Source organism: Microseira sp. BLCC-F43 (genome assembly GCF_041929235.1).
Classification (GTDB): domain Bacteria; phylum Cyanobacteriota; class Cyanobacteriia; order Cyanobacteriales; family Aerosakkonemataceae; genus Microseira.
In genome coordinates, this window is sequence record NZ_JBHFNP010000067.1 from 48,244 (window position 1) to 71,774 (window position 23,531).

Sequence of the window (23,531 nt, forward strand, 5' to 3'; positions counted from 1 at the left end):
CGTCAGGGAAAAACAAACAATTTCTCTAAACCCGCCCCCAAGTGTGGCGCATTCATGGGAAAACGGTATTAACTCAAGTTGCTAGTTGTCTCATGCATAGCAGCTAATGGCGTGTAAGGGCTATCGCATTTGCGTAGAAATATTTCAGGTGACAAGATAACAGCGCAAATGCCCTAGCCCCTACTAATGGCTAATGTGAGTAAAAATCCAAGATTAGCAATTAGCAATTAGCAATTAGCAATTAGCATGTTTATAACTAGCAACTTGCGGTATTAGAAATTAAAAGTTGTGCGAATTACGCCGATTGTTGTCGTGTCATTGCGTTTATCCCCTTCAGGATTAAACAACACAAAAGCTCCCGGCGTAACGCTGATGTTATCGCTGATTTGAATGCGATAGTAAGCTTCTAAATGATAGGGAGTTGCCCTGTCAACATCGGCATTTGCTTTCAGACTCGCATCCCCATCTGCTGCGACGCGAAATAGCGGCTGTCCAAAAATTAAACCCGCACTATTACCGCCAATCAAAACATCTTTGAAATGCAAACCCGCCATCCAACTGGTAAGCGTAGAAGAAGCATCCACCCTACCAGAAGAATCATCTACAAAAAAAGCAGCACCATAGCCACTTAACGCCACTTTAGGCGTCACGCGCCAAGTTAAAGTACCGCCTACCGAATTGACGTGGACGGGAATACCAAGCGGCAAACCTCCCAAAGCATTTTCTGAAGCTTGAGATAAACCCGTCCCCAGAATATTAATTTCGTGATAGCTGTGGGCGTAGTTTAAAGCAATATCCAGGCTTTTAACAGGTTTGATCGTCAATTGTGCCGCCGCAACGTAACTGCCGCTAAAAAATCCCGCCCCCAGAGGATTAACAGAAACACTCGGTAATACATCCGGGCCGCTCGATGTCAAATTGGCGGTAACATTAGCGTACAAAGCCCTTAAATCAACTTGGGGAGCGATATTCCAAATAAAGCCAGCACCAGAAGCCAAACCACTACCGGAAGTACCGCCAGAAACGCGGACTACAGGGTTATATCCGGCAAATCTGGAAAGCGCTTCTTGTCCTTCATCGGCAAAGGGAGTAATGGCAGGAAATGCATCTGATACTTCAACAGCAGGAGCAACAAATAAAGACAGCCTATCAGTAGCTGGGAAAAGGTACAGCAGCTTGTAAAGTGCAATGTCGTTGTTACCAAAACCAGAGCGACTTAAATCTTTCGGATCGAATTCGGGGAATTGCGGTTCAAAACTCAATTTAGACATTCCCGAAGTCAGGGTTGAACCGGGGAACAAAGTGTTTTGAACGCTGCCTTCACCGAATGCGTTACCCCTGAAATTATGCGCTTGCAAACCTGTAATTAACAGGTCTTTACCCGAAAAACTGGTGATTAAATTTAACCGCACCCGGTCAACAAAAATTGTTTGCGTATCGTCTCCATTGGGTGCGCCGCCAAAACCTTGGTTAATCGCGAAAATCGCTTGACCTCGCAGTTTGGTAGTCGTAGAAAATTGCTGCGCTTCTAACCTAGCGGTGCGTGTTTCTAATCCATCTACCCGTCCCCGCAGGGTAGCAAGTTCGGCAGCAAATTCTTCTTGCAATCGCCGAATTGTGGCGATATCCTCTTTACTGGGTAAGTCAGCAACTGCTGCGGCAATTAATTCTTGAACGCGGTCTAAGCAAGCATTTAATTGGGTGGCGAATTCGTAGCGAGTTAAAGCTCGGTTGCCCCTATAAGTGCGGTCTGGGTATCCTTCGATACAACCGTAGCGTTCGACGAGGGATCGCAGCGCTTGAAAAGCCCAATGGTTGGGGTCTACGTCAGTTAGCTGCGATACTGAGGTGACTTGTCCCATTGGGTCAGAGTCCTCAGTCAGCGAAGTATCAAAAGCGATCGCAGGCATTATACCCAAAGATGCACAACCGACGATCGAGATCGACAAACCTACTCTACCAAGAAACGGCAGACGATATTTTTTCACAAGCACTCCTCTACTGAAATTTAAGATTTAAGATAGCAGAACCGCACGGGTTGGCGGGAAATGGAATCGACGGGAATGCCATCGCAGCAGGCAAGAATTTCTTTTAATTCTAGATGTTTGGGGAGCCAAAATGCGATATCGTTGCCGTGACCAATCCCGATCTACCTGTGGGCGATACAAATGCCAAAAAAGTAGGAATTGCCACTCTTAGGGTAGAAAAATCGTTCTGACACTACACAGACAGCTAAACAACCGCCCACTCCCGACTAAGACTGAAGGTGCAATAAATTCAAAAGCTTGAGCCATTGACACAATTTTTACGTTTTATTAACAAAATATGGCAATTGAGTTCCACCTGGTGGATATTTTTTATAGATGAAATTTACTCCAACCAAAGAGGTTATGAAGCAAGTTAAAAGAAAGCCGAGTATCTTCAATGAGTACGAGCAATATCGGTCGCAAATAAAAAGCGGCGATGTGATTGCCTTTTCGGGTAAAGAAGGATTTTCTTCTTTGATTAAATGGGCGACGCGATCTATATACTCTCACGTCGGCATAGTGCTGGAAGTTGAAATGGGCGGAGGATTTGGAAAAAGTCTTCTAGTTGTCGAGTCTACCACTTCTATTGGCTATACAGATGCTGATGGAAAAGAAGTTATTAAAGGGGTTCAGATTAATTGGCTATCTAAGCGCCTAGATATGTATGATGGTGAGGTTTGGTTAGTGCCGCTCAAGGAAAAGCTAGCAAAAGACAGTTTGGAAAGAATGCAAACTTGGTTAAGACAAACTAATAACAAAAAGCTACGCTACGACAGTTATCAACCCCTTGGTTCTGGCTTAGATTTATGGGATAATGTGCTGGGATTAACCAATAAAGCAGACCTGTCGCGGCTGTTTTGTTCTGAACTTGTCACGGCAGCTTTGCAGGTAGCTGGCGTACTTAATAACCCAGAAATTAATGCATCTGAGCAAACTCCAAGGGATGTTGTTAATTTTCCCTGTTTTGTTAATCCTCCTGTTTTGTTAAAAGCTGACTCATCTGCAAAATCCAATCGGGCAAAAACCGATACTACTCAGTTAGAAGTAGGGGTGACTAAAGTAAAAATTGAGTCAGAGCGGGGAAAAACTGAGTTAACAAAGGTGGATGCTACATTGACTACTGAAAGTTAAGATTTAAGATTGCAGATTGCAGATTTTCAATCTCAATTAAATCTGCCATCTAAAATCTTCAATCTGCAATTATTTGGTCACCTCAACGTAAATATGTTCTAACCGCACGGGGTGACGGGAAATTGAGTCGAGGGGAATGCCATCAAAGCAGGCAATAATTTCTTTTAATTCTAGATGTTTGGGGAGCCAAAATGCGATGTCGTTGCCGTAGCGTCGGTAGGTGAAACCATATTTTGAGGCGCGAGCGATTGCATCATCTTCTTCCGGGGTTTGCAGAATTACAATTTCTTGTGCCGGAATGCGTTTCCGCAGTTGTTCTAAACTGCCTTCTGCAATAATTTTACCATTTTTAAGAATACCAATTCGCTGACAAAGCCGCTCTGCTTCTTCTAATAAGTGAGTTGTCAGCAAAATTGTCATGCCTTGATTTTTCAGTCGCCGAATCAATTCCCAAATTTCGTAACGCGCTTCAATATCTAAACCCGTTGTCGGTTCATCTAATATCAATAACTTGGGATAATGCACCAAAGCGGCTGCAATGTTCAGCCGCCGCTGCATTCCGCCGCTGAGGGTTTCCACGGGACATTTTGCCCGATCTGCTAATTTTACAGCTTTGAGAGCTGCCCGCACTTGTTCTCGCCTTTCTTTCCCCGATAATCCGTAAATTTTGGCAAAGAAATACAGGTTTTCTTCGCAGCTGAGCGTTTTATACAGTAAATTTTCTTGAGGAGCAACGCCGATCAGCCTTTTTGTTGCTTTAGAAACAGGTTCGTTATTGATTGTTATTTCTCCGCTATCGGCTCTCAGCAAATCGCATAAAATATTAATCGTAGTGGTTTTTCCCGCACCGTTTGGTCCTAGTAAACCGTAAATTTCTCCAAAGGGGATATGCAGCGTTAAATCTCGTAAAACTAATCGATCTCCGTAAGATTTTTGCAGGTTTTTGATTTTGAGCATAAGTTTTATTTTGAATTGGGGAAAACGAATATGACAGTACTTCAGCAAAGAAACTCTACTAAGAAAACCCGGTTTCTCCGAAAACTCCTGGGTTTGGTGGTTCAATATCTCCTAAGAAACCGGGTTTCTGTCCTCGGTAAACATCTTGGCGTTATAGTCTGCGTTCCGACTCTAACATTCGCCAATAGGACAACCATCCACCGCAAACGACAAAAACGGCAAAGCTGCACAAAAACCAAAAGTGGGACTCTACCTTTGTCAAGTTATCTCCATTAGCAGAAACTCCCACTAACGCTTCATTCATGTGATAGATGGGATTATATTGAGCAATTTTTAGCAGTGGATCCGGAAAAAAAGAAGTGGGAAAAAATGCCCCGCCTAAAATTAATAAAGGCACGCCAAACGCAGCTACTAAAGAGTTTACGTCCTCGGTGCGACGAGCGAGTTGAGTACTGAGAATAAACCCCAATCCAACGTAAGAAATGATACTGAGCAAGATAATCGCTCCGCCCAATAAAAGCGACCCCTCGAACTTGGCGCCCCAAAAAGCCGCGACGGTGTAAACTATTAAGGTTTGACCAATCCCGATCCAGCAGTGGGCGATAAAAATTCCTAAAAAGTAGGAAGTACCGCTCAGCGGGGAGAGAAATAAACGTTTGAGGGTTTGTTGTTCTCGCTCTGCAACGACTGTTGCTACAGTACCCCCTAGACAGCTAAAAAACAGCGCCGCTCCCACCAAAGCTGAAGGTGCGATAATACCAAAAGCGTCAGCGTTGGAAAGTTTTTGCTGGTCTGCCATCACCAAGCCGTTGATCGTGAGGATAGAAACGGGAAAAATTAGCCAAAGAATTAAACTGCGCCGCCGCCGCAACAGTTCAATCAAGATTCGCTGAGCTACAGCCAGGGTTTCGCGCCAGTATTTCATCGGGTAAAGAATTCAGCTCGTAAGTAATATACCTTTAAACCCAGGTTGCGCGATCGCTCTTTTTACCCAAAAACCCGGTTTCTTTAAGAAACCGGGTTTTGTCAGCGCTTTAACAAATTGGTCTATTTCCAGGATTGACTGCGTGAACGTACTCGCTTCCAGAATTAGGCCATCCCCTTTTGTAAGATGCTTCTTCTGGGTTTCCCCATCCCAGTTGCAACACAATTTCCAGGAAATTTTTGGCATTTTCCCACTTGCAGAGATTTACCCATTCGGTGCGAAAAGAAATTCTGCCCACATCGGCGGGTATAATCTGCCGGAAATCTCTGCCATTATTCATGCTGAGGTATAAATCCATACCCGCCGTCACTTCGTGCCAGAATGCCAGCATGGAAGTTTTGGCAGCTTTGAGGGTTTCAATATCGCTAGGGATGGCAATTAGCTGGTCATCCACGGCGGGATAGTGCAGGGAAATGCCCTTCACCGTCATCTGTCGCCAGACAATCCCCGAAACCTGGTGTTCCCGCTGGTAGTCGTGAACGGCAGCTTTAAAGTCTTGATATGCCGTGAACTTTTGCAACCCCTCCGCTTTGAGAAACATATCGATAACGGGATTGCCGGAAACCTTTGTCGTCAGTTTCAGGCGTTTCCCCGTCAGACAAGCTTGGCGCTCGGAGGCCAAGATTTGGAGTAGTTCATCTGTGCTGTAGACTTTAGACATCAGCACACCTACAAGAGAGCGATCGCGTTTAAAGGCAGTACGCCTTGTGAGAGATGATAGCGACAGAAGTCTGTTTTCGGCACTATCTGCCAGAAAAATTTTGGAATTTGGTCATCGGTAATCGGTCATCGGCATCTTAGCAATGACCAATTACCCATTACCAATTACCCATCACCTACTTCGTCAATTCGGTATTAAACTCGTTGACTGCTCGCTGCTTCAACTCTACCGATTCGGAGCGGGGTAGCAAGTTAAACACTTTGCGAAAAGCATCGTCTACCCGCTCAAACGGCACTTGTCCTTTTTCGTTGAGGACAATTTTACCAGACTGGTCGAACAAAACCACTTGCGGCACAAAGCCAGAGTAGTAATAACCTGGTTCATCCGGCGTATAGGTAGATTTAGGGGCAATTGCATCCACGCTGATGGGGATGAAATCTGTCACCCGACCATAGAACGCTTGCAGGCTAGATACCACAGTCGCGTATTGCTTGCAATCGCTGCTGTCGTCTGTGTAAAACACCAACAGCGTTGGCTTATCTCGCTTCAAAGACTGTGCCAGCGTCACTTTCGGCGGTACTAGGGAACCGTTCCCGGCATAAAGAACAAAGATATTGCCATCAAAGGTATCGTTGTCGAACTTTGCTAAAGCCGGTTGAGTATCCGCTACCAGCAGACAACCCAGTCCAATTGTCAGTATCAACAGGCATTTGGCAACCAGACGCCGCCAAGATTTCACAAAAGTAGCAATAGTCATCGTTACCCAAAAACCCTCTAATGCATTATCCCTGTTAGCGGCTGCTGCCGCTAAACAAAATTCTCGTTCTTCGTTTTGCTTGTTTCCTCGTTTTCCTCCTCCTCGTCCTCCTTCCCAGGTTTCAACCAGTTTCCTCGTTTTCCTCGTTCCTCGTTCCCAGGTTCAACCTGAGAACGAATTATTCGAGGTTCCACCTCCCTCTCTGCAATAGTTTCGCATCCCCTATCCCCCCATCTAGTTAGGCAGCTAAAGCTTTTTTATTGCTGTAGCCAACTGAATCATCTTTGATTGCGCTTTCATTTTTGAATTCGCTGCTGTTGCCAGAAAATATAATTCGATGCCCCCCAAGGTTATATGAGAAAATCTTGTAAAATGCAGATGGCAAAAAGTATAATCAAAAATCAACTACTGGCACGGCTAAAGAATATCGCCGCCATGACAATTAAACCTAATAGTACCAGGGGAACCCAGAGGTCGGTCAAGTTAATCATTTTAGTGTTTGAAAATAAATAGTAGAATACAGAATATATTTTATCGGAAAGCCAGCTATGACATCAAAAGATATAGTGATATGGCTGCAAGAGCGAACGGCATTCAGTATTCTGGCGGCGGAAGTACTAGAAGAATTGGCGCAAAACATCCAAGAGAAAGTTATCCTGCCCAACCAGCGCCTGGTGCTAGAAGATACACCAACCCAGGGAGTGTACATTTTAAAACAGGGGAGGTTAGAAGGCGATCGCTCTACTCAAACTGGCTCGATTTGGGCGGTTAGTTTACTCCCCGGAAGCATTATTAACTTACAAGAATTGCTATTTGGACAACTCGCTCAAAGAACAATCGTAGCGCTGAGCGAATGTCAGTTATGGTTTATTCCGGCTGATAAATTTCGCGAGTTAATAGAGAAATATCCTGAAATTACGCCAGCTTTCTCGCAACAACTGGCGATGGAACTGGCGCAGCTTTCTTCCCAGTTAAGCTACGAACAAGAACGCCAAACCGTTTTGCGACCTTATTTAGTTACCAAAGCCAAACGCGGAGTGATTGGAAAAAGCCGCTACGCGGTGCGCATGCGACAGCAAATTAAAGCAGCATCTAGCGGGCGCAAACCAGTTTTAATTTTCGGCGAACCGGGGTTAGAAAAAGATAACCTTGCTGCTTTAATTCACTTCAATTCTGCACAGCGACGGTCACCGATAATTAAAGTAGATTGCAGTACGTTGCAAGTCAGCGGTTCAGAACTATTTGGACGCGCCAACGGTAAAGCGGGACTGCTGGAATGGATCGGAACGGGAACGATAATTCTTAACAACATTCACGAACTTCCCAAGGAATTGACCCCGAAGGTGGCTCAATTGTTAGAAACTGGCACTTATACGCCTGTGAGTCGCAACGAAGAAAAGCAAGCACAGCCTATTTCTTGTGTGGCGAGGATTGTGGCGATCGCAGAAAAATACCTACCCACCATTGAACGCCAATTCGGTCATTTAATCAAAGTTCCACCGCTGCGAGTACGCAAAGCAGATATTAGCGCCCACGTTGAATATTACATTACCCTTTTATGTCGAGCCAAAGGCATTCCTAAACCCCATTTAACACCCGAAGCATTGCGGCGGTTACAAGCGTATGATTTTCCCAATAATCTTAGGGAATTAGAAAGTTTAGTAGAACGCGCACTCGTCCAAAGCGTCAACGCCAAAGAACTAACCGAAGAAATTTTTTGGTCGGCACAAACCAAGAAAAAACTATTTCGGGTTAATCTTTTAAACGCCAATCCTTGGTTGCGGCGGTTTTTGCGAAGTCCTTGGTGGCCAGATCGGATTAATTATGGCTTTACCTTGTGGTTTTTTGCCATTGTTGTGATAATTTTATTTATTGGCCCCCAGAACCGCAATCAAAATTTTGCTTTGAACGCTTTCTGGGCTTGGTGGTGGCCTTTAGTATTGTTAGGATTTCCTTTTGTTGGGCGACTGTGGTGTGCAGTTTGTCCGTTCATGATTTACGGCGAAGTAACTCAAAAACTTTCCCTCTGGTTATGGCCTCGACAATTAAAAAGATGGCCTAGAGAAAGCGCAGAAAAATGGGGCGGATGGTTTTTATTTGGCTTATTTACTCTAATATTCCTGTGGGAAGAACTCTGGAATTTAGAAAACACCGCCTACCTTTCTTCCTGTTTGCTCCTATTAATTACAGCAGGAGCGATGATTTTTTCTGCTATTTTTGAACGCCGCTTTTGGTGCAGATATTTATGTCCAATAGGAGGGATGAACGGATTATTTGCCAAATTATCGATGACCGAACTAAGGGCGCAACAGGGGACTTGTTCCGCAGAATGCACCACCTATCAATGTTATAAAGGTGGCCCGCAAAAAGGCGAAGGAATGGAAACAGATGGATGTCCGTTATATTCTCACCCAGCACAGTTGGAAGATAACCGCGACTGCGTTTTATGCATGACTTGTCTGAAAGCTTGTCCTCACCGTTCGGTTGAGTTAAATTTGCGTCCGCCAGGGATTGAATTGTGGACAACCCACGTACCTCGTACTTATGAAGTAGCGCTGTTAATGTTGCTTTTGGGAGGAATTTTTCTGCATCGATTACCGGAAATCCAATCAATTTTGGGATTGAACCTAAATTTAACTCAATTTTGGCATCATTTTGGCGTTTCCCTGGCAGCTTTAATTATTCCAGTGACTATCCCATTTTTAGCTTATGGGGTAATAAAGTTGTTTCAAGGTTCCCTAAAACCCCGAGCATTTGTATGTTTAGCTTATGGATATTTACCTTTAGTATGGGGGGGAAATTTGGCGCATTATTTGCGTTTGGGTTTAGGGGAAGCTGGACGAATTATCCCAGTTATTTTTGCAACTTTTGGCTTGAATGGTGAAGGATTGCCTATATTAGTTGCCCATCCCGCCGTCATTTCCTTTTTGCAAGGAACGACGCTGATTGCATCAGTATTGCTATCGTTGATATTGACGCAGAAAATTGCTCGTCAATCGTTTCGGTTATTGATACCGCAACATTTGGGGACGATAATTTTGGCAATGAGTTTGTGGGCAATTATTGTAAGATAAAAGTTTGTAGTAAGGACTTCAGTCCCGCTCGCTACATACAGCCATCAGAAAATAACTGCTTACTCCTTTCCCGCTAGAAGAATTACTATTATTGAACCGCAAAGACGCAGAGGACGCAGAGAGAAGAGAGGAGAAAAGAAGAGATATGTAATCTTACTCGCATCCCGCTGGAAGATTATCTTTTTCTTCTTTTCTCTTCCTAGCGCTAACGCGCAGCAACGCTTACGCGTTCTTCGTGTCTTCGCGGTTCCCTAAAAAAAGGGTTATTGGCACTGAGCCTGTGGGCAATTATTGTGAGATAAAAGTTCGTATTGAAGACTTCAGGGATAAGGGAGGCTCTGCCTCGAAGATATCAGTGCCATTCTAAAGGACTAAAGTCCTTACTACGAACTTACGCTTTGAAGGTCAAAATCGGTTTCAGAAGCGCCACCACACTAACTATTTTTGCTTCTACTTGAGCATCAATAACTGGTTGAATCGGCTTGTAAGCCGCAGGCGCTTCTTCGATTCTGCGTTCTTCGCGCAAGGTGATGCAATCTACTCCAGTTAAACCCAAAACTTCCTCACTTTTATCTGCACCGTCGCGACTAAGTTCAAACCGAGATTTCAGCCTTCCCGCACCGTGAGAAGCAGAAGCAAGAAAAGCTGGATTTCCTTTACCAACTAACAGGAAAGACGTAGCACCCATTGAACCGGGGATAATAACAGGTTGTCCAGCATGTGCGGGAGTTGCACCTTTGCGAATTACCCATCCGGCACCTTCTGGTAGGGTGATATTGTGGGGCAAATCGTAAACTAAAGGTGCTTCTATATCTCCGTAAACTTCTCGCAGACGCAGGCGCAACAATTCCGCTAATAAAAGTCGGTTGACGAAGGCGTAATTTGCCGCAGTTGCTTCCGCTTGCAAGTATTGAGTCACCAAATCGGGGTTGGCTTTAACAGAGAGGGGAAATAGGCGAGATTCAGGAAATGGGAGATTTTTAGGCCATGCAGACTGGGCAAAATCGCGCCACATTCCCCCAATATATTTACCCACATTGCGGGAACCAGAATGAATCATAAAGGCGAGTTGTCCTTCCCGTACACCCCAAGCGAAAGCTGTTGCTTTATCTTCCACTTTCTCAACCATTTGGACTTCGACAAAATGGTTGCCGGAACCGATGGTTGCAAGTCCGCCATCCCGAATCAATCCATCTTCTGGTACTAATTCTTCAGGTGCCCATTTTGTATTTCCTGGCATTGAACCGCTTAAATAAACCCGGTCAATTTCAGTTGCTAATTGGTCGAGGTTGGATTTCGTTATGCTACCCGTAGGAACAGCCAGCATTGCATCTAGGAAACCAGGAATTCCGTGCTGAAATAAGCTGCGGGAAGTTTTAGCCGTCATGGTAACGTCGCGAGTCCCAAAAAAGTAGTCGCCTTTCATCAATTCTACAAAGCGATCGCGCCGTCTAAAAAATTCCTCAATCCCCAAATCTGCGACGTGCAAACGCATCCCGCAATTTATATCTGAACCGACAGCAACTGGTATAATTTGCTCGGCGGTTTCTACTACCGAACCAATAGCAACTCCCCCATCTCCTGGATGAAAATCTGGCGTTGCACAAGCACGACAAACGCATCCCCCAGCAGGATGTCGCACGTTAGCTAAATTTGCCAATTGTTTGAGTGCTTTTGCTTCCACGGGGAAACCTTCTGGAAGCAAAACTTCTGCCATTGGTGCGTCAGGTGAATTAGAAAGGCGAACCGAATAAGTCTGATTTTCGTAATTTACATCAAGACCTTGGCGAGACAATGCCCGCAGCAATCGATTGAGATTTTTTGGCTGCATGAAAACTCCGTTGCAGGTTTATAAGCGACCTACATTAGACTTCTCCAATAAATACCCTCAAAGGCGGGCAGAATGCCCACCCCACAAGAAATATGGTCGAGGTCTATTAGACTTCTCCAAAAACTCTTGTGGGATAGGCGTCTCGCCTGTCAAAGAGTTTCTTTTGTCGAGAGGTCTATTGTGTGTAGAGATATCTGTGTAGAAATCTAGGAGACTTCGGTTCAGCAGCCGCAGTCTAGTTTTTCTATGATAGTCTTTGAAGGATTGCGGCGTCAAGGCCGTTATCTCTGGGTATATCAATAAAATTGGCGATTGCATCAACCCTGTGTCAAGCTCAAAAATATGAATAACAGTAAAGAATTATTCACGATAGGTCATTCCAATCACAGCATTGAAGCGTTTATTGGGTTACTTCAGCAGCATGGAATAACGGCGCTGGCGGATGTGCGATCGCATCCCTACAGTCGTTATTTACCCCACTTCAGTCAATCCCCTTTAAAAACTGCACTTTTAAATGCCGAAATTCGCTATGTTTTCCTCGGCAAAGAGTTAGGCGCAAGACCAAATAATCCCGATTGTTATGTCGATGGTAAAGCACTTTATGAGAGAATTGCTGCTACCGAATTATTTTCAGAAGGGATTCAACGCTTACTCAAAGGCGCAGAAACTTATAAAATCGCCCTCATGTGTGCGGAAAAAGATCCAATAACCTGCCATCGCGCTATTTTAGTTTGTCAAAATTTACGCGAATTTCAACTAGAAATCAATCATATTCTCAACGACGGTAGTTTAGAATCGCACAATCGCCTCGAAGAAAGGATGTTAGATTTGCATGGGTTAAGCGACGCCCAACAAAATAAACCCAAGCAGCTATCGCTTTTTGATGCGGTAGAATCAATAGATACCTCAATTCGCCCTCAAGCAGAAAGGCTAAAAGAAGCTTATCATTTACAAGGCGATAAGATTGCCTACCAGGAAAAAACAAATGAAACAGACTCTTGATTTATACACGATTGGCTTTACTAAAAAAAGCGCCCAACAATTCTTCGATACCCTCGTAAAAGCAGGAGTTAAACGAGTTGTCGATACCCGACTGAATAATGTATCCCAGTTGGCAGGATTTGCCAAACGGGAAGACCTTAAGTATTTTCTCGGAAAGATTGGGAATATTGAATACATTCACCTGCTGGAGTTAGCACCCACAAAAGATATTTTGGACGCATATAAAAAAGATGGTGGAGATTGGGAAACATATGAAAAGAAGTTCTTGCAACTGATTAGCGATCGCCAAATAGAGGAACGCATTTCACCAGACATTCTACAGGGTGGATGTCTCCTCTGTAGCGAAGCCAAACCCCATCACTGCCATCGCCGTTTAGTTGCAGAATACCTAAACGAAAAGTGGGGAAATGTCAAGATATGCCATCTTTAACTAGGTTAATTTGTCTCGCCAATTCGTGGAAACACGGCGACAGGTGTATCGCTGGAATTAGCACAATTAAAGGACAGTGGATTCGTGTGGTTTCCGATTTACCCGATGGTCGAATCACCAAAGAAATGCGACAGATTGGCGGCACAGAACCAGCCTTATTAGATATTTTAGCCATTCCTTTAGCCAAAACTGGGCCAGATTACGGCTTTGAAACCGAAAACCTATCAATTTTGCCGGGAAAATGGGAGCGAGTAGGAGAAGTTACACCCGCACACCTGCTCAAATTTTGTAGCAAAGAAGAGTACATTTTGCACAACGATTTGAGACATGTGGAAGTTCCCTATTTGCAATCCTTGCCAGTATCTCAGCGACGGACTTTGGAATTAATCAAAGCAGTACAAGTGTCCGTTAGACCCCTGGGAACCAAATACGAAGGCAGTCAAAAATGGGAAGGGACAATTGTGACCGAAAGCGGTAAAAAACTGACAACAACTATCACCGATCCGGTATTTGTGAGGAAATTGGACTTAGGATATCGGCCTAAAAATCATTGTTTGGTGACAGTTAGTTTAAGTATGCCTTGGCGACCTGCTGATTGGGAAGGAGGCGATCCTTGTTGGAAATTGATCGCAGGGGTGGTGGAATTACCGGAGGAACAGAAAATTAAGGTAGAGGTTAATAATGATGACCTGCCGTTTTGAGGATTGGACAGGATGATGGCATAGGTTAAGCCTTTACCTGACCAATATCTAACTGGAGGTATGACCATCTATTCATTGGGCTAAAAATAGCTAACTATTGATTAGGATCTACGGGCAAATAAACGGTTTCAACCCATCATTATTCTCTTCTTAGGCGAATCTCTAGTTGTACTTCCTGGTTGCCTGTAACTGTCACTGTTGAAGCAGTTGGCGCAAATCCTTCAACGCGGCACTCAAGAGTATAGATGCCTGTTGAAGGCGCAGATAGGGAAAACTTGCCATTACTATCTGTTAGCAAGGCAATGTCAGGTAAAGGCACTGGGGCATTCGTGAAATAAACCCTAGCGTCTGAGACAGGTTTGCCTTGAGGATCGACAACAATACCGGAAATTACATTCTGATTTTGTGCTGTCATGACTATGCTACTGGGTTGCACTGTATTTCTAGTATACAGTTCGTAGAAATGGTCAACATTCTGCTGATGCATGGCGAATAAAGCCCAGCCCGCTAATACCAAAAATATTGTGGTTTTCATAAAAGTTTCCTTACAGTTAGTAGAGTATGACAAAAGTGAAATACCCTGACCAGATTCAAACACAAAATTGACAAGGATTCAACTCGCTTAATTGAGTGACACTCAAATGAGCTAACTCATATAGATGTCACTATAAAAAGCGACTGTTAATCAGATGGGAGTAAAAGTTATACCTATAGAATAAGGGCTAGTAATGACTTAATTAATCGAGATTTGTTCCAAGCAAATTCATCAGCCAATTACTCCAAGCCCTTGTTTGAAGATCATAAACTTCAAATCAATTTTTGCAGCGTCGAGATAACGCTGACAACTTGTTTGAGAGGATACCTAAATGTCTATAGAATTAAAGGTTGAAGTACCGACAGGTATGCACGCGCCTGTATCCAACCAACCTGAAGAGGATGGAACTATAAAAGAGGAACAACAGGTTTTTATACCGCCTTCCGAGGGTGTTTCTGACAAAGTCAGCCAGCCTAAGAATGATGGTACGGAAATTGTAGAAGGCTACACACCACTTTTTGAAGCTAAAAAAACACCAGAACTTTGGACTGCGCCAATGAGTTCTGAGTTGCGGGATATTGCAGAAGCTTCTTTTGGTCCCCCACCGCCAGAAGCAGAAACTGTACATGGTCCTGACGATCGCATTCAAATTACCAACACATCTGAATACCCGTGGCGCGTACATGCTTCGTTGCTGATTACAGCAGCAGATAACTCAAGGTGGATTGGTACTGGATGGTTTATTGGTCCTCACACTTTGATGACTGCTGGTCACGTCGTTTATATTAAAAACAGCGGCGTAGCTGGACGTGATGGTTGGGTCAAGAGCATCCAAGTTATGCCTGGTCGCAACGGTAGTACGCTTCCTTACGGTTCGGTAACGAGTACAAATTTCCGCACTGTATCTGGTTGGATTAATAATGGAGACGAAAACTACGATTACGGGGCGATAATTATCCCCACAGAGTTAGGTAATACTGTAGGTTGGTTCGGATTTGGAGTTTATTCAGACGCTGACTTGCTAGCAACAACAGGGAATATTTCCGGTTATCCAGGGGACAAACCCGCAGGAACGCAGTGGTATGATGCTCGCAAGATAGCTTCTGTTAATAGCCGGAAAGTATACTACGATATCGATACCGCTGGCGGACAGAGTGGCAGTGCAGTTTACCGTATCATTGATGGGCAACGCTATGGCTTTGCAATTCATGCCTACGGTGGCGCGACAACCAATTCTGGAACTCGTATTGTCACACCTGTTTTCAACAATATGGTGGCGTGGCGTGCCTAGTGCGTCCGATCAATTAATATCCATCTGATATCGCGATCAACATAGGGTGGGCATTGCCCACCCTATATAGTTTGGCACCAATCCATTCACCTGAGAATTTAAATTTATTTTGCCACCAGTATCAATTATCAGTATTTTAGGGACTTGATACTGTTGGTAAGGCATTTTAATTTCTAACACTCTCATGCATTAAGTGTTCTGGTAGCCAAAACTTATCCATCGGCATCAAAATCGCTTCGGGGATAAAGATATCCATTTGTTGCCCCCTTAAAATTTCCGGTGGCAATAAACCAAAAAGTTCGCCATATTCTTTGACTTGTTCCAGAATCAGATCGAATTCTGCTTGTACCTCATCGGGGGGAAGGCAGTGAATTCCTCCTTCATCTTCGTAATATTCCTCCTCATCGGGGTTGAAGGGGGAAGGGATCAACTCCTCCAATAAGTAATTTAACTTCTCGAATTCCCATACCGGAATCAGGGCGGCTACTTCTTCCCCCGCTTGGTGTAAGATGATGCGCGAGCCATCGAATACGACGCGGGCGATCGCCTCCTCCAACTTCTCCCTAACTTCCTCCGTACTTAAACGGATAAATCCCGCATCTTCACCAAATCCCATAACATCCCTCCCAAGGTCGAGGCACAATAGATTAAGTCGATTGTGCCAAACTAACTCAAGTCCTTATTTAAACCTTTTTTTCGCTATGACTCATCCTTTCCTGCAACGCCTCCACAGTCCCCAACGTCCCGTTATCGTCTTTGACGGCGCGATGGGAACCAACTTGCAAGTGCAAAATCTCACCGCCGCCGACTTTGGCGGTGCGGAATACGAAGGTTGCAATGAATATCTGGTACACACCAAACCAGAAGCAGTAGCAAAGGTGCATCGGGACTTCCTGGCGGCGGGTGCGGATGTCATTGAAACTGATACTTTTGGCGGCACTTCCGTTGTGCTGGCAGAATATGACTTAGCAGATCGGGCGTATTATCTCAACAAAACCGCCGCCGAACTTGCCAAGCGCGTCGCCAGTGAATTTTCCACACCAGAAAAACCGCGATTTGTAGCAGGTTCGATGGGACCAGGTACTAAGTTACCAACGTTAGGACATATTGGTTTTGACACGTTAAAAGCTGCTTTTATCGAACAAGCAGAAGGACTTTATGACGGCGGCGTCGATCTATTTATCATCGAAACTTGTCAGGATGTGCTGCAAATTAAAGCCGCGTTGAATGCAGTTGAAGCAGTGTTTAACAAAAAAGGACAGCGCATTCCCCTAATGGTTTCCGTGACGATGGAAGTTCAGGGGACAATGCTTGTAGGTTCGGATATTAGTGCCGTCCTATCGATTCTGGAACCTTACCCAATTGATATTCTCGGTCTAAACTGCGCCACGGGACCAGACCGAATGGCAGAACATATTAAATATCTCTGCGAACATTCGCCGTTTGTCGTTTCTTGCGTTCCCAATGCCGGGTTACCCGAAAATATTGGCGGTCACGCCCATTACAAATTAACGCCGATGGAATTGCGGATGGCGTTGATGAAATTTGTCGAAGATTGGGGCGTGCAAGTAATTGGTGGTTGTTGCGGAACTCGTCCCGAACACATTCAAGCATTAGCCGAAATTGGTAATAGTTTGACGCCCAAAGAACGGCATCCTGAATTTGAACCTTCGGCAGCTTCTATTTATAGCGCCCAACCTTACATTCAAGATAATTCTTTCCTGATTGTCGGCGAAAGATTAAACGCCAGCGGTTCTAAGAAATGCCGCGATTTACTCAATGCAGAAGATTGGGATGGACTCGTTTCTTTGGCAAAATCCCAAGTAAAAGAAGGCGCGCACATCCTCGATGTCAACGTCGATTATGTGGGGCGCGACGGCGAACGGGATATGCACGAATTGGCTTCGCGGTTAGTGACAAATGTTACCTTGCCGCTGATGCTCGACTCGACGGAATGGCAGAAAATGGAGGCGGGTTTAAAGGTTGTCGGAGGTAAGTGTATCCTCAATTCCACCAACTATGAAGATGGGGAAGAGCGCTTCTTCAAGGTGTTGGAATTGGCGAAGAAATATGGTGCTGGTGTAGTAATTGGTACGATCGACGAAGAAGGGATGGCGCGGACGGCGGATAAGAAATTTGCGATCGCACAACGCGCCTACAACCAAGCCGTCGAATTCGGTATCCCGCCACACGAGATATTTTTTGATACACTAGCTCTACCAATTTCCACGGGGATTGAAGAAGACCGCGCCAACGGAAAAGCCACCATTGAATCGATTCGCCGCATCCGACAAGAACTTCCAGGGTGTCACGTTCTTTTAGGTGTATCCAATGTATCCTTCGGTTTGAATCCAGCCGCGCGGGTTGTCCTCAATTCCATGTTCTTGCACGAAGCAATGTCAGTGGGAATGGATGGGGCGATTGTCAGTGCGAGTAAAATTTTGCCCTTGGCTAAAATTGAACCCGAACATCAAGAAGTGTGCCGCAAGTTAATTTACGACGAACGGCAGTTTGAAGGGGATATTTGCACGTATGACCCCTTAGGAGAGCTTACCAAATTATTTGAAGGGAAAACTACCAAGCGCGATCGCAGCGGTGACCAAAACCTCCCGATTAACGAACGTCTCAAGCGTCACATTATAGACGGCGAACGCATTGGTTTAGAAGCAGCATTGGCAAAAGCACTGGAACAATATCCACCATTAGAAATTATCAACACCTTCTTGTTAGATGGCATGAAAGTGGTAGGAGAGTTGTTTGGTTCGGGACAAATGCAACTACCATTTGTATTGCAATCAGCCGAAACCATGAAAGCAGCGGTGGCATATTTGCAACCCTTCATGGAAAAAGAAGAAACTGGCGATAATTCCAAGGGAACATTTATCATTGCCACCGTTAAAGGCGATGTCCACGATATTGGTAAAAACCTCGTGGATATCATTCTTTCTAATAACGGCTACAGGGTGATAAACCTGGGGATTAAACAGCCAGTGGACAACATCATCGAAGCTTACGAACAGCACAAAGCAGATTGCATCGCCATGAGTGGTTTGTTGGTGAAATCCACCGCGTTCATGAAAGAGAATTTGGAGGTATTTAACCAACGGGGAATTACAGTGCCGGTGATTTTGGGCGGTGCAGCTTTGACGCCGAAGTTTGTCCATGAAGATTGTCAGAATACTTACAAAGGCAAGGTTGTTTATGGCAAAGATGCCTTTTCTGACTTGCACTTCATGGATAAATTAATGCCAGCGAAGTCAGCAGGCAAGTGGGATGATTTGAACGGATTTTTGGATGAATTCGCCGAAGAGAACGGCAAAGCAGCTTCTACAAATGGGAAAGCTAGCGAAACTGAAGCATCCGCGAAGAAAGCTGCTGACAAACCGGAAGTAGAAGATACCAATCGTTCTGAAGCAGTAGCAATCGATATTGAACGTCCGACGCCGCCTTTTTGGGGAACGACATTATTGCAGCCAGAAGATATCCCGTTAGAGGAGGTATTTTGGTATTTGGATTTGCAAGCTTTGATTGCTGGACAATGGCAATTCCGCAAGCCAAAAGAACAATCGCGGGAAGAGTATGATGGGTTTTTGGCTGAGAAGGTTTATCCGATTTTAGAGGAGTGGAAGCAGCGAGTTATTGAGGAAAAGTTGTTGCATCCGCAGGTGGTTTATGGGTATTTCCCTTGTTTGGCTGAGGGGAATTCGCTGTATATCTACGATCCGGAAGTTATGAACCGCAGAGACGCAGAGGGCGCGGAGAAGAAGGAGGTAGGGAGGTTTGATTTTCCGCGTCAGAAATCCATGCGCCGTTTGTGTATTGCTGATTTCTTTGCACCTGTGGAGTCGGGGAAATTTGATGTGTTTCCCATGCAGGCGGTGACGGTAGGAAATATTGCTACGGAGTACGCGCAAAAGTTGTTTGCAGAGAACAAATACACCGATTATTTGTATTTCCACGGGTTGGCGGTGCAAACGGCGGAAGCGGTGGCGGAATGGGTACATGCGCGCATTCGTCGCGAGTTGGGATTTGGGGATAAGGAACCAGATAATATTCGCGATATTTTGGCGCAGCGGTATCAAGGTTCGCGGTACAGTTTTGGATATCCGGCTTGTCCGAATATTCAGGATCAGTATAAGCAATTGGAGTTGTTGGGGGCAAATCGGATTAACCTTTATATGGATGAAAGCGAACAACTTTATCCGGAACAATCGACAACTGCGATTATTACCTATCACCCAGTGGCGAAATACTTCAGCGCTTAATTAGGAGTTTAAGCAACCCGGTTTTTCTAAAAAACTGGGTTGCTGACGATTTTAATACCCACCTTACATTTAGCGATCGCAAAGTTCAGGAAAAACATGGATTGGCAACAATACATTCATTCAGATCCACAAATTCTGCTAGGGAAGCCGACTGTTAAAGGAACTCGCTTGTCAGTTGAATTTCTGCTTGGGCTTTTTGCCGCAGGTTGGACTACTCAACAAATTCTAGAGAATTATCCCACGTTGACACCCGAAGCACTACGCGCAGTCTTTGCATTTGTAGCTGAATGTATGCGCGAAGAAGCTTTGTACGCGCTGCCGCTTTCAACTGAGGCTAGTTGATGCGATTCTTAGCTAATGAAAACTTCCCACTTACAAGTGTAAACTGCTTGCGTCAAGCTGGTTATGACATTGCTTCTATAACCGAAGACTCACCAGGAATAGGTAGTTCTATATAATGGAAACACCGATAAGTATCGAGAGGACAATATGGCAGAACTAAAGATTATTTGCGAGGAGCCAGACTCGTTAAAGCAATTAATAGAAGAAGCTGTGTCAAAAAGAATGGCATCGCTTAAAGATGGTATTCGGCGTACTGAAGAACGCATTAAGGAATTTGAAAGCAAATATCAGATGTCTACAGAAGAGTTTCTGCGTCGCTATGAGAATGATGAAATCCAGGAGACTCTTGAATTAGATGAGTGGATTGGGGAATCTTGGATGTTGAAAGGGCTACAAGAAGATTTAGATACATTGAGAGGAATTGAGTTTGTTAATTGAGGATTATTTTCAAGAGGTACGGGACATTATTGAAGCCTGTTCGGTTGTGCAATTAAGCAACATCAACTACGACACTCGAAGCATTTACAGAGGTTTCATGCGTGGTGAACTAAATTTTTCGGATGGTTCTGTTCTTTACCTGCGTGAGTTTGTGGATGTTAAAACAACGCTCGTCAGAGAAATGTACTCATATCATTATGAAAATGCCTCGAAAAATCTGATTTTTCGCTATGACAATACCAGGCATCACAAAAAGTTGAACCTCCCAAATTATCCCCATCATAAACATGATGGCAGCGAAGATAATATTTTAACTTCAAACGCTCCTATGTTGGCAGAGGTATTGAATGAGATTGCGAGATTGTTGACTTAGCGTGCCATTTGTCATGGTTCATTAACAGTTCTGTATAATGGAAACACCGATAAGTATCGAGAGGATAATATGGCAGAACTAAAGATTATTTGCGAGGATCCAGATTCCGTAAAGCAATTAATAGAAGAAGCTGTATCACAAAGGATGGCATCGCTTAAAGATGGTATTCGGCGTACTGAAGAACGCATTAAGGAATTTGAAAGTAAATATCAGATGTCTACAGAAGAATTTTTGCGGCGCTTTGAAAATGATGAGCTTCAACATAGATTAGACATGGAGTTTGATGAGTGGGTTGGGGAATCTCGAATGCTCAAAATGTTACGCGAAAAGGTAGATAGACTAAAGGGGATTGAGTTTGTTAATTGAGGAATATTTTCAGCTACTTCAGGAGGTAATTGAAGCCTGTACAGTAGTGCAGTCGTTCAATCTCATACCTGAAAAAAGAGGCGATTCAGAAGGTTTTATTCGTGGCGTAATCAACTTAACAGATGGTTCAATTCTTTACTTGCGTGAGTTTGTGAATGTTGAAATTAGTATCAACCGCGAAATGTATTCATATCAGTACATGGATGCCTCGAAGAGTCTGATTTTTCGGTATGATAACCTAGAGCATCACAAAAAGCTGAATCTGCCAAATTATCCCCATCATAAACATGATGGCAGCGAAGATAATGTAATCTCTTCCAATGCACCAATGTTGGCAGAGGTATTGAATGAAATTGCGACATTGTTGGGTTAGCGCGAGCGTCATGTAATCGAGAAGCGCTCGCACTCGCCTCAAAAATATTTCAAATTAATTAGTCTTTTTATCACAATTTTACTATAAATTTTAAATTTGGATTATAATAATATATATCCATCTGACTGGGAAAACCATACCCAAATAACCTTACTTAACCTGTAGTGATGAGCTATGATCGATTCTCTCAATGTGGCTCGCTACTTCATTGTAAGAGCTTACGAGGACGGTATAGAAGCTGAAATGACCAACATGAAAGTTCAAAAGCTTCTATATTATGCACAAAGCCTACATTTGGCCTTGTACGATGAGCCGTTGTTTCCTGAACAAATTCAAGCATGGCGATCCGGCCCTGTGTGTCCTCCTGCTTACAGGTTTTACAGCGAGTTTGAAGCTAACCAATTACCTATTCCCGAGCAGAAGTTATTGTTAGAAATTCCTCAAGAAAAAAAAGAGCTTTTGGAAGAAGTTTGGGAATATTTTGGCGGTTACCATGCCTATCGACTTAGCGATATGACTCACTTGGAGTTTCCTTGGAAAAAAGCTCGCAAGGGATTGCCACCTCAAGCAAGTTCAACTGAACCGATTCTGCTTGAGGATATGAAAGCATTAGGTCATCAGAAGCTAGATTTGATAGAGCGCGATCATCCCGCTTATGAGTCGGTCATGTCTGAAGTGTTGAAGGATACTTCTGATTCACAATCCTCAAATCGCATTAGCAAAGGAGAAGTACGTGACTGGCTCAACTCCCTTCTCGATTGAAGAATCGGAAAATTTCAAGCGTTCTTTCAAAAAGCTTGCTAAAACTCACGGCTCAGATTTTGTTGAGATTGTCGCGCAAATTTTAGAAGCTTTGATTGAAGACCAGTACCCGCTCAATTCTCGTAATGAACCTTTACCTGGGAAGATTGATTTACCTGAAGGATGGACTTTTCACAAGTTGCAGTTTAAATTTTCTAAAGGTGCTTCTGGGCAAATCAGATTGATGTATTTAGTCAATCCGACTGATTTTGTAATTAAACTCGTGTGGATTTACAGTCACGAGCAGTTTGCCAAACGTCCTGCTGACAAAGATTTAAAGAGTGTTATTAAAGAAATATTAGATTTTTAGCTAACTGAGCAACTGCTTCATCAGCGCGTTGCTTTTCCTGTTCGGCGCGTTGCTTTTCCTGTTCGGCGCGTTGACGTTCTTGTTCTTTCAGTTGAGCTAATTCAACATAGGTGAGGAACCGTTCCCCTGAAGGCGAAAAAATTTCCAGATCGTTTTCTGTTAGTTGGAACCTAATTTGTAATCGGGGACTCACCCAGCCATTCATTTCTTCTATTATTCCTAAAAAGTCCCCAGAACGAAGCCAACCAATCAAATCCATTCTGTCTGGATCGTAAAAGTAGTACTCTTCTACTCCATAACGTTCGTAAAATTTGAATTTCTCATACATGCCTTTAAGGCGATTCCCCGGAGAATAAATTTCAAATACAACCTGTGGCTGAATGTTATCTTCTTCCCATTGCTGATAAGAACCCCTGTCGCCTTTTGGTCTGCCAAAGACAACCATTGCATCGGGTGCGGTGCGAGTTTTGTTATCGCCTTCAACGGGATACCAAAGTAAATCACCTGCAACAAACACATCGGGATTATTGGCAAATAACAGTTCTAAATTTTCTTTAATTGTCACAATCGGGCGAAATTGTTTGGTGTTGTCTGCCATTGGTTGACCATCGCTTTCGGGGTAAATGATGGGGGGTGCGGTATTGGTTGGTAGCTGTTTGACCATGTTGCTGCCTCGCGAACCTGGGAGGACTGCTTTCATTGTAGCGATCGCCGTCTGCGTATCATCACCGCGATCGCGTTCGCACTGCTTGCCTCGAATACACCTAGTTGGGTCAAATTTTCCCAAGTTTGTAAAATTTGACAAAAAAATAGCCGCAAGCTCTTAAAATAAAAAATATGCCTGAATTTACGGCAAATACGGGCTTGTCCTATTTCTAGAC

The 23,531-nt window shown here is 44.1% G+C and carries 24 protein-coding genes; 15 read left to right on the forward strand and 9 right to left on the reverse strand.

What is annotated here, in order from left to right; all coding sequences use genetic code 11:
• Positions 1–272: 272 nt before the first annotated feature.
• On the reverse strand, positions 273–1,988 hold the full coding sequence (locus ACE1CM_RS11240) for an iron uptake porin (protein WP_374877521.1): 1,716 nt from the start codon (positions 1,986–1,988) through the stop codon (positions 273–275).
• Positions 1,989–2,390: 402 nt separating this feature from the next.
• On the opposite strand from ACE1CM_RS11240, the gene ACE1CM_RS11245 reads away from it, so the two are divergent.
• Positions 2,391–3,158, forward strand: a complete 768-nt coding sequence (locus tag ACE1CM_RS11245; RefSeq protein WP_374877523.1) for a hypothetical protein — start codon at positions 2,391–2,393, stop codon at positions 3,156–3,158.
• A gap of 69 nt (positions 3,159–3,227) precedes the next feature.
• Here the strand turns inward: ACE1CM_RS11245 and ACE1CM_RS11250 are convergent, their stop codons facing one another.
• From ACE1CM_RS11250 to ACE1CM_RS11265, 4 genes are all read right to left on the reverse strand, one after another.
• The gene (locus tag ACE1CM_RS11250; RefSeq protein WP_226580830.1) at positions 3,228–4,115 is read right to left on the reverse strand and encodes an ABC transporter ATP-binding protein; all 888 of its coding nucleotides are present in this window, start codon (positions 4,113–4,115) and stop codon (positions 3,228–3,230) included.
• A gap of 151 nt (positions 4,116–4,266) precedes the next feature.
• Positions 4,267–5,040 carry an ABC transporter permease gene (locus ACE1CM_RS11255; protein WP_374877525.1) on the reverse strand — a complete coding sequence of 258 codons (774 nt, stop codon included), beginning with the start codon at positions 5,038–5,040 and terminating at the stop codon, positions 4,267–4,269.
• A gap of 109 nt (positions 5,041–5,149) precedes the next feature.
• Positions 5,150–5,761, reverse strand: a complete 612-nt coding sequence (locus ACE1CM_RS11260) for a hypothetical protein (protein ID WP_374877527.1) — start codon at positions 5,759–5,761, stop codon at positions 5,150–5,152.
• 175 nt (positions 5,762–5,936) lie between these two features.
• Positions 5,937–6,518: a thylakoid membrane photosystem I accumulation factor gene (locus tag ACE1CM_RS11265; protein ID WP_374877528.1), complete on the reverse strand. Its 582-nt coding sequence runs from the start codon at positions 6,516–6,518 to the stop codon at positions 5,937–5,939.
• Between the two features lie 548 nt (positions 6,519–7,066).
• Between ACE1CM_RS11265 and ACE1CM_RS11270 the strand changes: the two genes are divergently transcribed.
• Positions 7,067–9,592: a sigma 54-interacting transcriptional regulator gene (locus ACE1CM_RS11270; protein ID WP_374877529.1), complete on the forward strand. Its 2,526-nt coding sequence runs from the start codon at positions 7,067–7,069 to the stop codon at positions 9,590–9,592.
• Positions 9,593–9,983: 391 nt separating this feature from the next.
• Here the strand turns inward: ACE1CM_RS11270 and ACE1CM_RS11275 are convergent, their stop codons facing one another.
• Positions 9,984–11,423: an RtcB family protein gene (locus ACE1CM_RS11275; protein ID WP_374877530.1), complete on the reverse strand. Its 1,440-nt coding sequence runs from the start codon at positions 11,421–11,423 to the stop codon at positions 9,984–9,986.
• A gap of 342 nt (positions 11,424–11,765) precedes the next feature.
• On the opposite strand from ACE1CM_RS11275, the gene ACE1CM_RS11280 reads away from it, so the two are divergent.
• Genes ACE1CM_RS11280 through ACE1CM_RS11290 form a run of 3 tightly spaced genes read left to right on the forward strand, consistent with a single transcriptional unit; the run spans position 11,766 to position 13,556 of the window.
• A complete protein-coding gene (locus tag ACE1CM_RS11280) occupies positions 11,766–12,425 on the forward strand; it encodes a DUF488 family protein (RefSeq protein WP_374877531.1) in 660 nt (219 codons plus the stop codon).
• Positions 12,409–12,855 carry a DUF488 family protein gene (locus tag ACE1CM_RS11285; protein WP_374877532.1) on the forward strand — a complete coding sequence of 149 codons (447 nt, stop codon included), beginning with the start codon at positions 12,409–12,411 and terminating at the stop codon, positions 12,853–12,855. The genes ACE1CM_RS11280 and ACE1CM_RS11285 overlap by 17 nt, the downstream gene beginning before the upstream one ends.
• Positions 12,843–13,556, forward strand: a complete 714-nt coding sequence (locus tag ACE1CM_RS11290) for a hypothetical protein (protein ID WP_374877534.1) — start codon at positions 12,843–12,845, stop codon at positions 13,554–13,556. Before ACE1CM_RS11285 ends, ACE1CM_RS11290 begins: the two co-directional genes overlap by 13 nt.
• A 139-nt stretch (positions 13,557–13,695) precedes the next feature.
• On the opposite strand, the gene ACE1CM_RS11295 is transcribed toward ACE1CM_RS11290, so the two are convergent.
• Positions 13,696–14,091: a carboxypeptidase-like regulatory domain-containing protein gene (locus tag ACE1CM_RS11295; RefSeq protein ID WP_374877536.1), complete on the reverse strand. Its 396-nt coding sequence runs from the start codon at positions 14,089–14,091 to the stop codon at positions 13,696–13,698.
• Between the two features lie 331 nt (positions 14,092–14,422).
• Here ACE1CM_RS11295 and ACE1CM_RS11300 point away from each other — a divergent pair, with 331 nt between their 5' ends.
• Positions 14,423–15,382 (forward strand): trypsin-like serine peptidase, encoded by a 960-nt coding sequence (locus ACE1CM_RS11300; protein WP_374877538.1) that lies wholly within the window; start codon positions 14,423–14,425, stop codon positions 15,380–15,382.
• A gap of 166 nt (positions 15,383–15,548) precedes the next feature.
• Here the strand turns inward: ACE1CM_RS11300 and ACE1CM_RS11305 are convergent, their stop codons facing one another.
• Positions 15,549–15,998 (reverse strand): type II toxin-antitoxin system Phd/YefM family antitoxin, encoded by a 450-nt coding sequence (locus ACE1CM_RS11305; protein WP_374877540.1) that lies wholly within the window; start codon positions 15,996–15,998, stop codon positions 15,549–15,551.
• An 85-nt stretch (positions 15,999–16,083) separates the two neighbouring features.
• Here ACE1CM_RS11305 and metH point away from each other — a divergent pair, with 85 nt between their 5' ends.
• The 9 genes from metH to ACE1CM_RS11350 all read left to right on the forward strand — a co-directional run bounded on the left by metH (position 16,084) and on the right by ACE1CM_RS11350 (position 22,650).
• Positions 16,084–19,647, forward strand: a complete 3,564-nt coding sequence (gene metH / locus ACE1CM_RS11310; RefSeq protein WP_374877542.1) for a methionine synthase — start codon at positions 16,084–16,086, stop codon at positions 19,645–19,647.
• Positions 19,648–19,743: 96 nt separating this feature from the next.
• Positions 19,744–19,989, forward strand: coding sequence for a DUF433 domain-containing protein (locus ACE1CM_RS11315; RefSeq protein WP_374877544.1), 246 nt, complete (start codon positions 19,744–19,746; stop codon positions 19,987–19,989).
• The gene (locus ACE1CM_RS11320; protein WP_374877546.1) at positions 19,989–20,105 is read left to right on the forward strand and encodes a DUF5615 family PIN-like protein; all 117 of its coding nucleotides are present in this window, start codon (positions 19,989–19,991) and stop codon (positions 20,103–20,105) included. Before ACE1CM_RS11315 ends, ACE1CM_RS11320 begins: the two co-directional genes overlap by 1 nt.
• A 31-nt stretch (positions 20,106–20,136) precedes the next feature.
• Positions 20,137–20,427: a hypothetical protein gene (locus tag ACE1CM_RS11325; RefSeq protein WP_374877547.1), complete on the forward strand. Its 291-nt coding sequence runs from the start codon at positions 20,137–20,139 to the stop codon at positions 20,425–20,427.
• Complete coding sequence (locus ACE1CM_RS11330; protein ID WP_374877548.1) at positions 20,417–20,800, forward strand: DUF6516 family protein; 384 nt, start codon at positions 20,417–20,419, stop codon at positions 20,798–20,800. Before ACE1CM_RS11325 ends, ACE1CM_RS11330 begins: the two co-directional genes overlap by 11 nt.
• Positions 20,801–20,869: 69 nt before the next feature.
• On the forward strand, positions 20,870–21,166 hold the full coding sequence (locus ACE1CM_RS11335) for a hypothetical protein (protein ID WP_374877549.1): 297 nt from the start codon (positions 20,870–20,872) through the stop codon (positions 21,164–21,166).
• On the forward strand, positions 21,156–21,539 hold the full coding sequence (locus ACE1CM_RS11340; protein ID WP_374877550.1) for a DUF6516 family protein: 384 nt from the start codon (positions 21,156–21,158) through the stop codon (positions 21,537–21,539). Before ACE1CM_RS11335 ends, ACE1CM_RS11340 begins: the two co-directional genes overlap by 11 nt.
• A gap of 174 nt (positions 21,540–21,713) precedes the next feature.
• The gene (locus ACE1CM_RS11345) at positions 21,714–22,301 is read left to right on the forward strand and encodes a Panacea domain-containing protein (protein ID WP_374877551.1); all 588 of its coding nucleotides are present in this window, start codon (positions 21,714–21,716) and stop codon (positions 22,299–22,301) included.
• On the forward strand, positions 22,273–22,650 hold the full coding sequence (locus ACE1CM_RS11350; RefSeq protein ID WP_374877552.1) for a hypothetical protein: 378 nt from the start codon (positions 22,273–22,275) through the stop codon (positions 22,648–22,650). Before ACE1CM_RS11345 ends, ACE1CM_RS11350 begins: the two co-directional genes overlap by 29 nt.
• Here the strand turns inward: ACE1CM_RS11350 and ACE1CM_RS11355 are convergent.
• Positions 22,628–23,314, reverse strand: a complete 687-nt coding sequence (locus ACE1CM_RS11355) for a Uma2 family endonuclease (RefSeq protein WP_374877595.1) — start codon at positions 23,312–23,314, stop codon at positions 22,628–22,630. The two genes, ACE1CM_RS11350 and ACE1CM_RS11355, sit on opposite strands and share 23 nt — an antisense overlap.
• Between the last annotated feature and the right edge of the window lie 217 nt (positions 23,315–23,531).

Bases quoted from the DNA above. Each gene is read 5' to 3' on its own strand.
- ACE1CM_RS11245 (WP_374877523.1), top strand. From the start codon at position 2,391: ATGAAGCAAGTTAAAAGAAAGCCGAGTATCTTCAATGAGTACGAGCAA.
- ACE1CM_RS11250 (WP_226580830.1), bottom strand. From the start codon at position 4,115: ATGCTCAAAATCAAAAACCTGCAAAAATCTTACGGAGATCGATTAGTT.
- ACE1CM_RS11255 (WP_374877525.1), bottom strand. From the start codon at position 5,040: ATGAAATACTGGCGCGAAACCCTGGCTGTAGCTCAGCGAATCTTGATT.
- ACE1CM_RS11260 (WP_374877527.1), bottom strand. From the start codon at position 5,761: ATGTCTAAAGTCTACAGCACAGATGAACTACTCCAAATCTTGGCCTCC.
- ACE1CM_RS11265 (WP_374877528.1), bottom strand. From the start codon at position 6,518: ATGACTATTGCTACTTTTGTGAAATCTTGGCGGCGTCTGGTTGCCAAA.
- ACE1CM_RS11270 (WP_374877529.1), top strand. From the start codon at position 7,067: ATGACATCAAAAGATATAGTGATATGGCTGCAAGAGCGAACGGCATTC.
- ACE1CM_RS11275 (WP_374877530.1), bottom strand. From the start codon at position 11,423: ATGCAGCCAAAAAATCTCAATCGATTGCTGCGGGCATTGTCTCGCCAA.
- ACE1CM_RS11280 (WP_374877531.1), top strand. From the start codon at position 11,766: ATGAATAACAGTAAAGAATTATTCACGATAGGTCATTCCAATCACAGC.
- ACE1CM_RS11285 (WP_374877532.1), top strand. From the start codon at position 12,409: ATGAAACAGACTCTTGATTTATACACGATTGGCTTTACTAAAAAAAGC.
- ACE1CM_RS11290 (WP_374877534.1), top strand. From the start codon at position 12,843: ATGCCATCTTTAACTAGGTTAATTTGTCTCGCCAATTCGTGGAAACAC.
- ACE1CM_RS11295 (WP_374877536.1), bottom strand. From the start codon at position 14,091: ATGAAAACCACAATATTTTTGGTATTAGCGGGCTGGGCTTTATTCGCC.
- ACE1CM_RS11300 (WP_374877538.1), top strand. From the start codon at position 14,423: ATGTCTATAGAATTAAAGGTTGAAGTACCGACAGGTATGCACGCGCCT.
- ACE1CM_RS11305 (WP_374877540.1), bottom strand. From the start codon at position 15,998: ATGGGATTTGGTGAAGATGCGGGATTTATCCGTTTAAGTACGGAGGAA.
- metH (WP_374877542.1), top strand. From the start codon at position 16,084: ATGACTCATCCTTTCCTGCAACGCCTCCACAGTCCCCAACGTCCCGTT.
- ACE1CM_RS11315 (WP_374877544.1), top strand. From the start codon at position 19,744: ATGGATTGGCAACAATACATTCATTCAGATCCACAAATTCTGCTAGGG.
- ACE1CM_RS11320 (WP_374877546.1), top strand. From the start codon at position 19,989: ATGCGATTCTTAGCTAATGAAAACTTCCCACTTACAAGTGTAAACTGC.
- ACE1CM_RS11325 (WP_374877547.1), top strand. From the start codon at position 20,137: ATGGCAGAACTAAAGATTATTTGCGAGGAGCCAGACTCGTTAAAGCAA.
- ACE1CM_RS11335 (WP_374877549.1), top strand. From the start codon at position 20,870: ATGGCAGAACTAAAGATTATTTGCGAGGATCCAGATTCCGTAAAGCAA.
- ACE1CM_RS11345 (WP_374877551.1), top strand. From the start codon at position 21,714: ATGATCGATTCTCTCAATGTGGCTCGCTACTTCATTGTAAGAGCTTAC.
- ACE1CM_RS11355 (WP_374877595.1), bottom strand. From the start codon at position 23,314: ATGGTCAAACAGCTACCAACCAATACCGCACCCCCCATCATTTACCCC.